Origin of the sequence: Streptomyces graminilatus (assembly GCF_001418565.1) — a bacterium.
Taxonomy (GTDB): domain Bacteria; phylum Actinomycetota; class Actinomycetes; order Streptomycetales; family Streptomycetaceae; genus Streptomyces; species Streptomyces graminilatus.
This window is the reverse complement of record NZ_LIQQ01000623.1, coordinates 1-10,060: the sequence shown is the minus strand read 5'-3', so window position 1 is coordinate 10,060 and position 10,060 is coordinate 1. Positions and strand designations below refer to the sequence as shown.

General features: G+C 68.4%; 11 protein-coding genes. 7 read left to right on the top strand and 4 right to left on the bottom strand.

Annotated features, from left to right (window positions below):
* Positions 1-8: 8 nt before the first annotated feature.
* Positions 9-1,391: a resuscitation-promoting factor gene (locus tag AOK08_RS38540; RefSeq protein WP_055534772.1), complete on the top strand. Its 1,383-nt coding sequence runs from the start codon at positions 9-11 to the stop codon at positions 1,389-1,391.
* A 12-nt stretch (positions 1,392-1,403) separates the two neighbouring features.
* Here AOK08_RS38540 and AOK08_RS38535 read toward each other — a convergent pair whose 3' ends face one another.
* Positions 1,404-1,859: an ATP-binding protein gene (locus AOK08_RS38535; protein WP_055534770.1), complete on the bottom strand. Its 456-nt coding sequence runs from the start codon at positions 1,857-1,859 to the stop codon at positions 1,404-1,406.
* Between the two features lie 224 nt (positions 1,860-2,083).
* Between AOK08_RS38535 and AOK08_RS38530 the strand changes: the two genes are divergently transcribed.
* The 3 genes from AOK08_RS38530 to AOK08_RS38520 all read left to right on the top strand — a co-directional run bounded on the left by AOK08_RS38530 (position 2,084) and on the right by AOK08_RS38520 (position 5,713).
* Positions 2,084-2,935, top strand: a complete 852-nt coding sequence (locus AOK08_RS38530) for a helix-turn-helix domain-containing protein (protein WP_055534768.1) — start codon at positions 2,084-2,086, stop codon at positions 2,933-2,935.
* Positions 2,936-2,943: 8 nt separating this feature from the next.
* On the top strand, positions 2,944-3,303 hold the full coding sequence (locus tag AOK08_RS49035; protein ID WP_079054532.1) for a DUF397 domain-containing protein: 360 nt from the start codon (positions 2,944-2,946) through the stop codon (positions 3,301-3,303).
* A gap of 163 nt (positions 3,304-3,466) precedes the next feature.
* A complete protein-coding gene (locus tag AOK08_RS38520; protein WP_157876979.1) occupies positions 3,467-5,713 on the top strand; it encodes a hypothetical protein in 2,247 nt (748 codons plus the stop codon).
* A gap of 311 nt (positions 5,714-6,024) precedes the next feature.
* Here the strand turns inward: AOK08_RS38520 and AOK08_RS38515 are convergent, their stop codons facing one another.
* Positions 6,025-6,297 carry a hypothetical protein gene (locus tag AOK08_RS38515; protein WP_055534763.1) on the bottom strand — a complete coding sequence of 91 codons (273 nt, stop codon included), beginning with the start codon at positions 6,295-6,297 and terminating at the stop codon, positions 6,025-6,027.
* 302 nt (positions 6,298-6,599) lie between these two features.
* Between AOK08_RS38515 and AOK08_RS38510 the strand changes: the two genes are divergently transcribed.
* The 3 genes from AOK08_RS38510 (at position 6,600) to AOK08_RS38500 (ending at position 9,223) form a co-directional block, all read left to right on the top strand.
* Entirely contained in the window at positions 6,600-7,439 is an 840-nt protein-coding gene (locus tag AOK08_RS38510; protein WP_055534761.1) for a methyltransferase domain-containing protein, read from the top strand.
* 284 nt (positions 7,440-7,723) lie between these two features.
* Positions 7,724-8,179 (top strand): hypothetical protein, encoded by a 456-nt coding sequence (locus AOK08_RS38505; protein ID WP_157876978.1) that lies wholly within the window; start codon positions 7,724-7,726, stop codon positions 8,177-8,179.
* Between the two features lie 273 nt (positions 8,180-8,452).
* Positions 8,453-9,223, top strand: coding sequence for a hypothetical protein (locus AOK08_RS38500; RefSeq protein WP_055534757.1), 771 nt, complete (start codon positions 8,453-8,455; stop codon positions 9,221-9,223).
* On the opposite strand, the gene AOK08_RS38495 is transcribed toward AOK08_RS38500, so the two are convergent.
* Positions 9,220-9,459, bottom strand: coding sequence for a hypothetical protein (locus tag AOK08_RS38495; protein WP_241827285.1), 240 nt, complete (start codon positions 9,457-9,459; stop codon positions 9,220-9,222). The genes AOK08_RS38500 and AOK08_RS38495 overlap by 4 nt on opposite strands.
* Positions 9,460-9,627: 168 nt before the next feature.
* A complete protein-coding gene (gene rbsD / locus AOK08_RS38490) occupies positions 9,628-10,023 on the bottom strand; it encodes a D-ribose pyranase (protein ID WP_055534755.1) in 396 nt (131 codons plus the stop codon).
* Between the last annotated feature and the right edge of the window lie 37 nt (positions 10,024-10,060).

Genomic DNA, 10,060 nt, shown 5'->3' with positions numbered 1-10,060 from the left:
GTGTAGTCGTGAGCAGTTCGCCGTACGAGACGTCAAGCCCCGCCAGTGGGTCGCAGCCGCCGTACGAGGAGCCGTCGTACGGGGGTTACGACCCGCACACCGCCGAGACGGTGGCGTACGGGGTGCCGTACGTGGCGCCGTTGCCGTACGTGGACACCTACCGCCCCGCCTACGAGCCCCCGCCGCCCCCGGCGCCGCTGCCGCCGTCAGGGCTGCCCAGGCAGCAGCGGGCGGCGAGGGAGGGGGTCCGGGAGGGGCGGGCGGCCAGGCGCCGCAAGGGTTCCGAGCGCTCCGAGCGCCACGACACGATCCGCCGCCTGCTGCCGCAGGCACTGGTCGTCGCCTTCCTCGCGGGCGGTACGACGGCCTTCATCGCCAAGGACAAGGCGATCGAGCTGAGCGTCGACGGCAAGCCGCGCACCCTGCACACCTTCGCCGACGACGTGACCGAGCTGCTGGCCGACGAGGGCGTGGCGGTCGGCGCCCACGACGTCGTCGCCCCCGCCCCGGGCACCGCACTGGCCAGCGGTGACGAGGTCCACGTCCACTACGGGCGACCCGTACGGATCACTCTGGACGGTGAACGGCATGAGGTGTGGACGACGGCACAGACAGTGGAGGGAGCACTCAGACAGCTCGGGGTGCGCGCGGAGGGCGCGTACCTCTCGCTCGCGCGCTCCCAGAAGATCGGCAGGCAGGGGCTGACCATCGACGTCCGCACCGAGCGCACGGTGACGATCATGGCGGACGGCCAGGCCCGCACGATCCGTACGAACGCCGCGACGGTCGGCGAGGCGGTCGGGGAGGCCGGGATCACCCTCCACGGCGAGGACATGATCTCGGTGGCCTCCGAGAGCTTCCCGCGCGACGGCCAGACGGTGACGGTGCTGCGGGTGACGGGCTCCAAGGAGGTGCGGGAGGAGCAGATCCCCTTCGACGTCCGCCGCACCCAGGATCCGACCCTCTTCAAGGGCACGGAGGTCGTCGACCAGACGGGACGCCCGGGTCTGCGCCGGGTCACCTTCGCCCTGCGCTCCGTCAACGGAGTGAAGCAGAAGCCGCGCCGGGTGCGTACGGAGGTGGTGCGCGAGCCGAGGGCCCAGTTGGTGAGGGTCGGCTCGAAACCCATGCCGACGTCGGTGCAGGGGGCGGACCATCTGGACTGGGGTTCGCTGGCGGCCTGCGAGTCCGGGGGCCGCCCCGACGCGGTTGACCCGTCGGGCAATTACGGCGGCCTGTACCAGTTCGACACGCAGACCTGGCAGAGCCTGGGCGGCTCCGGGCGCCCCCAGGACGCGACGGCCACGGAACAGACGTTCCGCGCGAAGAGGCTGTATGTGAAGCGGGGGGCGGGGCCGTGGCCGCATTGTGGGGCGCGGTTGCACGGCTGACCGGCCTGGGCTTCAGGCGCAGGCACCGACCCCGGCGGCGAGTTCGCACCACACGAACTTTCCCCGGTTCCCGAACCGGCTGAGCGGCTGCCATCCCCACTGATCGGAACAGGCCACCACCATCCCCAGCCCGCGCCCGTCCTCCGCCTCCACGAGCTGCCCCAGCTTCCGGGGCGGCTCGGGCGGCCGGATATCGGCGTCCCAGGCTCCGATGCGCAGCACGCCGGCGGACCAGCGGATGCGCAGGGCGGCGGGGCCCTTGGTGTGCCGTACGGCGTTGGACATCAGTTCGCCGGCGAGGAGTTCGGCGACGTCGACGAGGCTGATCAGTCCATGCATGGTGAGGATGAGGCGGAGGGTGCGGCGGCTGATCGTGACGGCACGGAGGTCGTTGGGGACGTAGAAGGAGTACTCCCAGGAATCGGGCTCGGACGTGAACTCGGGTTCGGCATCGACGATTTCAGGCATGCGTCAACTCCCGTTCGGTGGTGGGGGGTTGCGGTCGGCGGGCGGTGGCATGCCGCAGCCGTCGTGGCAGGACGGTGTGGTGCGCTTCCGGGGGTTCCGGCGTTCCGCAGAGCGTGCGTCGCGTCACTGACGGTAGACCTGGATTTAAAGGTTCAGCAAGCTGGTCGCGTAATCTGACTCCGAACGAGTCGCGCTTCGAGGCGCGTTGATCCGAGGAGCAGTTCATGGCATTGCGGCGCGAACCGACGGCGCGGCAGATGCGCCTGGGCGTTGAACTGCGCAGGCTCCGTGAAGCCGCAGGCCTTTCAGGCCGGGAGGCGGCGGCACTGCTCGGGGTGAGCTCCGTACAGATCAACCAGATCGAGTCCGGCCTCTCCGGCGTGAGCGAGAAGCGGCTGCGTCAACTCGCCGCCCACTACGTGTGCACGGACGAGGAGCTGATCTCGGCGCTGGTGGCGATGGCTACCGACCGGGCTCGGGGGTGGTGGGAGGAGTACCGGGGGCTGCTGCCGACTTCGTTCCTTGATCTGTCCGAGCTGGAACACCGCGCCACGTCGCTGTGGGAGGTCCAAGTCCTGTACGTTCCCGGTTTGCTTCAGACAGAGGAGTACGCCCGAGCCGTCTTCTCCTATCGCATCCCTGAACTCCAGGACAAGGAACTTGAGTTGCGCGTCCGTCACCGGATGCAACGTAAGTCGATCCTCGAAGGCGCCGCTCCCACCCCGTACGTGGCGATCGTCCATGAGGCGGCACTCCGCATCCGGGTCAGCGACCGCGCTGTCTCGCTAAGACAACTGGCCCGCGTCCTCGAACTGTCCGAAGCGGCCCACATCACTGTGCGCGTCATTCCGTTCGACCTGGACGGGTTCGCCGGCGCCGCGAGCGCCGTGACGTACGCGGCGGGCGCCGTGCCCAAGCTGGACACGGTCGTACGCGATGCACCGCAAGGCGCGGACTTCGTCGACTCTGAGGCTCAACTCGACACCTTTCGGACGCTTCTTCGTAGACTGGAGGCGCTGTCGCTCGCCCCAGGACGGTCGCGCGATTTCATCCACAAGTTGACGAAAGAGCTGTGAGGCACCCCGTGGGCACCCTCGACAACTGGCGGAAGTCGTCGTACTCAAGCTTCGGCGACGGTGACTCCTGCGTGGAGATCGCCAACTCGGACACACACATAGCCGTCCGCGACTCGAAGACCCCGGCCCGAGCGACGCTGACCTTCCCGATCGGCTCCTTCGCCCCCTTCGTAGACGCCCTCAAATGGCGGAAGTCGTCCTACTCCGGCGGCGGCCAGGGTGACGCCTGCGTCGAGATAGCAGACCACCGCGCCCAAGTGGCCGTACGGGACTCCAAGGACCCGGCCCGAGCAGGCCTCACCTTCCCGGCGGGAGCCTTCACCCGCTTCGTAGAGGCCCTCGACTCGCTCACGGCAGACCGCAACTGACCATCCCCGACTGGACGGTGGAAGTCGTCCCGGTCCTCCGCCGAGCCCCGTGCCCACCGGACGGAATCGATCCCTTCGTACAACCAACCGACTGCGGTCCGAGTCTGGGTGCATGACGTGTCCGCCGTTGTCGGGGGGACGCCAAAACGGAGGGGCTGGGAACGTGACCCGTTCACGAAGAATCGCCAGGGTGGCCGCGATCGGCGGAGCGGCCGTCCTGGCGTGCGCGACACTGACCACCGTGCCCGCACAGGCGGTACCCAGGGCCGACGCCCCGGTCGGCACCGTCACACTCCAGTCGAAGCGGGCGGACTGGATCGATTACCCCTGGCTGGGCGCGTCCGGGTTCGAGTGGAAGCACAGCGGCAGCAATGACCCTGTACATCAGGTGGACTACGACGGGTTCGTGCCGCCCACCCACGCGGGCCCGGACGACCTGCCCAGCGGCACCGATGTCGTCAGCACCCGGAGCGGCTCCACGGTCACCCAGAAACACCGCTCCACCAGTGTGGCCGCCACACTCACGATCCCCGCCGGGCAGACGTACAAGCAGGCCGTGGGCTGGAGCGCCCTGACCGAGGACGCGTCCGGCATTCCGCACATCCTGCGCGCCGCAGCAGACGGCACCACCACGGACCGGGTGGTCAAGGGTGTCCCGGCCGGCGCCGAGATCACCGAGTACGTCAAGGGCGGCTCGGTCCGTTCCGTCGGCCTGGTCTACAAGCTGGGCGGCAAGCTCTCCGCAGGCCTCGTCGACCTCCGGGACGGCGCCTTCCGTACGTACGTCACCGATGTGGACGACGTCCACGACGACGTCAGCTTCAACGACCGTTGGTTCGTCGCCGACTGGAAGGCGGTACGCGTCGACGCCCCGCCCGGCACCGCGCCCACCGTCCTCGGCGGCTGGGACTTCCCGGTGACGCACTTCGCGGTTGTCGGAGACCAGCTCCTCATCGGCTCCGTGAGCAACTACGGCGAGGCCGACCCCGACCTGATCGCCCTCTCGCTCGTCACCGGCGACACGGAGACCCTGCTCAACGAGTCGTACGGCTATGTCACACCGTCCCCGGACGGCAGCGCGCTCGCCACCGCCGGACCTTCCGCCCTCGACTGGAACGTGTACCGCGTCAAGCCTTCGGCGGACGGCGCGGCCGTCTCCGAGAAGGTGGTGCGGATATCCACGAAGGCCATAGGCGTGGAAGCCCTGGCACTCGGTGGTGGCGAGCTGTTCGCGTACAGCGACTCCGGCAACGGCTTCAGCAGCTTCGCCCTGGACGCCACGGGCCGTCCCGTGGGTCCCCAGACCGACCGAGGTCAGTCGAACATGGTGGACTGCCCCGACGGCGATGTGGGCTGCCCGCAGGCGGAGGCACTCGGGGACGGCCGGTTCGCCTCCGTGACGAGCAAGTGGGTCGACATGGACAACGGAGGCCCGGAGTCCGTCCTGATCTACGGCCCCGACGCGAAGACCACGACCAAGGTGTACGTGGGCGACCGCCTCGGCGGCATCCCCGGCGGCACAGGCCGATACGTGCTGTACAACGGCGCGAGCCCCGGTGTGCAGAAGGTCGTCGACTCCGTGACCGGCTCCACGGTCGGCAGGGTCACCGTCAGCCGGACCCGTACCGCCGCGTCCGTCTGGGGCCAGGTGCTGTGGGCGGCCGGCACCACCAACGGGTCGGTGGTCGGCCTGAGCCTCAGGACCAACCGGACAGTCGCCACGATCGCCACCGGCGCCCCCTGCAAGCCCACCGACCTCCAGGCCGTCAACACCTGGCTGTACTGGTCCTGCGGCGCGAGGGGCCCCGCCGGCGTCTACGACCGTGCCACCAAGCGCGCCGTCAAGGTCCCCTCCGGCGCGTCCCCGGCCCGCCTCGCCGACGGCTACCTGGTACGCGAGGACCGGACCACCCACGAACTGCGCCTCACCGACTTCCACACCGGCCAGGCGATCACCCGCACGGTGGCGGTGCTGCCCGCGACGGACGTGACGCGCGGCGCGAGCGGCGGCCGGTGGGCCGTCGACAAGTTCGGCGGTCACATCGCATACCTCACGGGCACGGCCGGTGAGGTGGCGATCGTCAACAGCGGGGTGCCGGCGTCGGGCCTGGCACAACTGGAGGCGGACACGGCCACCGGGGTTGACGGTGCGACCAGCGCGAACCCCTGGCAACCCCGTTGGCAGCTCAACAAGCCGGCGAGCTGGACGCTGACCCTGTCCACCCGCGCGGGAAGGACGGCCCGGGTCCTCACCGGCAGAAGCACGGGTGCCGCGGTCCGCGCCTCCTGGAACGGTCTGCGCGCCGACGGCACGCGCGTCAAGGGCACCTACGTCTGGAAACTGACCGCCAAGCCCCGCGACGCCCAGGGCCCCGCCCTGACCCTCACCGGCGAAACCAACGTCTATTAGGCCCGTGAGGCCCGTGAGGCCCGTGCGCATGCCGCTACCGCCGGTGCCATGACGATCCGATCCGAGCCGGTCCGAGCAGATCCGGGACAGTCCGAGATGATCCGAGCCGAGGGCCTGCTCGACGGGTACGCGACCGTCGAGCAGGCCCTCCTCCGCTGACAGGGGGTCACCGACCGGCGGTGGGCGCGGTCCCGGCGGCGGTGAGGCGTTCGGACCCCTGTTGAACTCCTGTCGAAGATTCCCTCCGACCCGGTGCCTTCGCCTCATTCGTCGAGTCCGTCGGCTCGCCACCGAGCACCAGCGCCAAGCGGTCAACGCCCCATCTGCTCAAGGGTCCAGTCCAGCGTCATCGCTGACTTGCTCGTGGTCGAGGCGGTGAACATGGTGCCGCCGGAATCGGTCTGCAATTCGGAGGAGCCACCGCACCGCACCTCTGTGGCCTGCCCCTTGGCGGGCTGGATGTGAACCAGCCCCTCACCCCGGCAGGTCAAGGTGAGCTTCCCGGTGACTCCCGGCGTGCTGTCGGCGCCGAAGTGGACGGGGGTCCCGGCGACAAGGCGCAGCCCTGTTCCCGAGGCGCTCACCGGCAGAGCCGATGCCGTATGGGTCGGGCTGGTACTCGTGGAAGGGTGAGTGCGAGCGGTAACCCGGTCCGCCGGGTGACCGCCGCACCCCGCCAGAGCCACACCGGCAGCCAGGGCCGCCAACGCGACAGGCGCACGCTTCATGAACTGGTCTCCCAGTACTTGATACGGATGGGGAGAGAAGGCGCGGTCAGAGTACCCGAACCAATGGTTTTGCGGCTTCCGCGTAGGTTTGGGCTGTGTGAGATACCCCTCTCCCGTCGTCGTGGCGCTGGTGGCCTGGGGAGGTTGACCATGTAGAGGTGACCTCCTCAGACGCAACCACCGCGCTCGGTGGAGAGCCCGCTCCCGCCCGTGGATACCTGCTGGACAACGCGCGTGCCGAGGCGGGTGAGCGGTTCGTCTGGCTGGCCGAGTTGTTCGACGGTGTGACGCGCGGGCACTTCGATCGGCTGGGGGTCGGGGCCGGCTCGCGCTGCTGGGAGGTGGGGGCCGGTGGCCCCGGTATCCCGGAGGCGCTCGCGGCGGCCGTCGGTCCGACCGGGCACGTGCTGGCCACGGACATCGACCCGTCGTGGCTGAAGACAGGCGACGGGTACGAGGTGCGCCGGCACGACATCGTCGCCGACCCGCCCCCGGAGCCCGGGACGTTCGACCTGGTGCACGCTCGGCTCGTGCTCGTCCATATCCCCGACCGGGCGCGGGCGTTGGCCACGATGGCGGCAGCACTACGGCCCGGCGGCTGGCTGCTGATCGAGGACGCCGATACCGCTCTGCAGCCACTGGCATGCGTGGACGACAGCGGCCCCGCGCAGCGGCAGGCCAACCGGCTGCGCGACGCGTTCCGGGAGTTGCTGACACGCCGGGGCGCGGACCTGCGCTACGGCCGGACACTGCCGCGGGCATTGCGTGAGGCCGGCCTGGTGGACGTCGCCGCGCAGGGCACCTTCCCGGTCGGCGGGTTGGCCTGCGACAAGCTGGAGGCGGCGACCATCCGGCACGTGCGCGACGAACTGCTCGCGGCCGGCCTGGCCGACGGCGCCGAGATCGACGCGCACCTTGCCGCCATCGAGGCGGGCGAACTCGACCTGACACTCGCGCCGCTGATCTCGTGCTGGGGACGCCGTCCGGCCGAGCAGTGAGCTTCTTCGAGCCGGGCCCGGTCAGGTGACACCCGACAAGCGCGACGAGCGAGAAGCTCAATTGACCGGTCCACTTTTGATCGCATTCATCATTGAATCATGCGCAAAATGTAAAAATCCTGCCAACTTGCGATCAGGATTGCGGAGTGCTGCTCTGGAATAGGTAGGGGATAAAGGGCTAAATGATCCGGGCCCGAATGGGTGGCGTTCAGCCGAAGGAGGGGGACGACGCGTCCTGTGAGTACGGGATGCCCCGCGCTGCGACCCGCTATCGGAGGTTCACGATGACACAGGTCTCTTCTGCCCGCATTCCACTACGCCAGCTCATGGCCATGCTCTTGACGGTCGCCCTGACGTTCTCCCTCTCGGTGGTGCTCACCGTCACCTCGGCGAAAGAAGCAGCCGCCTCGTGCTCCGCCAACCGGTTCGACGGAAAGTGGCGCTCGTCCGACGCGAGGCTGAAGCGTATCGACGTATGGCAGGGAGACGACTGCCACCTGTACGCCAAGGCCTGGTCGGTCTGCAAGAACGACCCGTCGTTTATCTGCAGCTGGGGAAGCAGGAGAATGGGAGACAGTCCCGATCCGAACTTCCAGTTCGTCGGATACAACTGGAGCAACGCCGATGAAGTGCTGCACCTGCGGATGCAGGACTGGTATCACATCTCGGTGTGGGACCACACCGAGTACAACAACGGTGAGCAGGTCAGCTTCACGGTCCCGATGTACAGGAGCAGTTGAGCCCGCGAAGGGCAGACAACTCCGCCCGCGCCGCTACTGGACGAGACCCCCTACCAAGACAGGTGGGGGGCCTCGCCGTTCGTCCCCCGCCCCCGACAGGATGCGACTCGCAGGGCACCTCGCGCACGACCGAGGGGGCAGTCGTGCCGGCAGCCAAGGGCAGATTCCGTGTCAACGCCTCGTGAAACGGCATGAGTTGAAGAGGCGTCATGTGATGCTGTCTTCTCCCCCTGTCGCCGCGGAGATGTCGACGCATCGTGAACGGAGTTTTCCATGCAGAAGGTCATCGATTACATCGAAGAGCAGCGGATATCGTACGAGAGCCATGAATTCTTCACCCGCCTGCTCGCCGACGAGTCCCTTCCCGGGGAAAAGCGTCTGGCGTGGGGTCCCAGCGTGGTTCCGTTCATCATGGGCTACTCCGACCTGAACAAATACGTCTTCCGCAAAGACGAAGGAAACGCCCGCCCCGATCAGTTGCAGGCCCTTCTGAACGCGCACACGTACGAAGAGGACTTCCACTGGCAGTGGATGCTGACCGACCTGGAGAAGCTGGGGGCCGACAGCAGCATGCCCCTGTCGGACGCCACGCGAGTCCTGTGGAGCGCTGACTTCAGCCACTCGCGACGCCTCTGCCTGGAGCTGGCCGCGCTCGCCGCCGGCGCCCCCACATACGCCGTTTTCGCGATGGTCGAGTCCATCGAGGCCGTCTCCATCACGATCTTCACCCACTGCCGGGGCATCGCCCTGCGGGACGGTCGCGAATGTGAGTTCTTCGGCACGAAGCACTACATGGCGGAGGCGTCGCACAGCATCAAGTCGCCCGAGGTGGAAGAGAAAAGCCTGCCGCCCCTCGACGACGCACAGCGCGAGGAAGCCAAGCGGATGGTGGACCGCACGTTCTCACTCTTCGACAACTGGTCCGGCTCGCTGCTGCGGTTCGCTCTCGAAAGCGGGAACCACGAGCGTACGTACGAGAGGGTGATCCAGGAGAGCAAGGACCTGCTCCCGGAAGCCGAGGCGATGGCCGCGGCCGCCTTCTAATCTTCAGCCCGCGCGAGCTTGACCCGGCTGAGCGGCACATTCCATTCCGTGCCGCCGCCCTCCGGCCGCAGGAACGCCTGTCGGCTGATCACCTTGCCCGACTCCTTGAGGCACTCCCCGATCACGCCGACCAGTCGACCCGTCCGTTCGGAAACGATGTCCACCATGAGGGTCCCCGCCGGGTACGGCAGTTCGCCGTGGCCGAGCATCGTCGGCGGCTTCTCGTATGCCGTCACTCGCGTCCCTCTCGCTGAAGCGCCGGGCCGGGCGATCGGCCACGTCGGCGCGTACGCGACCCAGCTCGACGAGCTTCAGGTCGGGGGACGCGATTTCGACGCCCAGGGAGGGGAGGACGATCCCGTTCCTGCGGACCTGGCAGACCTCGAATCATCGAGTCGGTCGACTCACGGAGTGAACGGGACCCCCGCGCGCAGGAGCACGTTGGCGTAGAAGGTGTCCTCGCCCGTCCGTACGGCGAACTTGACGTCCCGGACCCTGGCCTTGAACTCGTCGTGGTCGATGGGTTCGGGGTCGAGCCCGAAGGAGCGCAGGCCGGTGTGGACGGTGGGGTTGACCTCGCGGATCTTGTCGGTCACCCAGCTCTGCTCGACGACGATCTCGTTGAGCACGGTCTGGACGACGTCCAGGAACCCGGGCTGGCCGTACCGGTAGCCGAGATCCACGACAGGGGTGCCGGGTGCCAGGGGGAGCCCGGCGTCGCTGATCACGAAGGTCTCGGTGTGGCGGAGACCGGCGATCAGCCCGGCCAGCTCGCGGTGGATGATGCCGTTGCGCTGCACGGGGTCAGTCCTTTTCGGTGAGGGGAGTGGTGGGGGT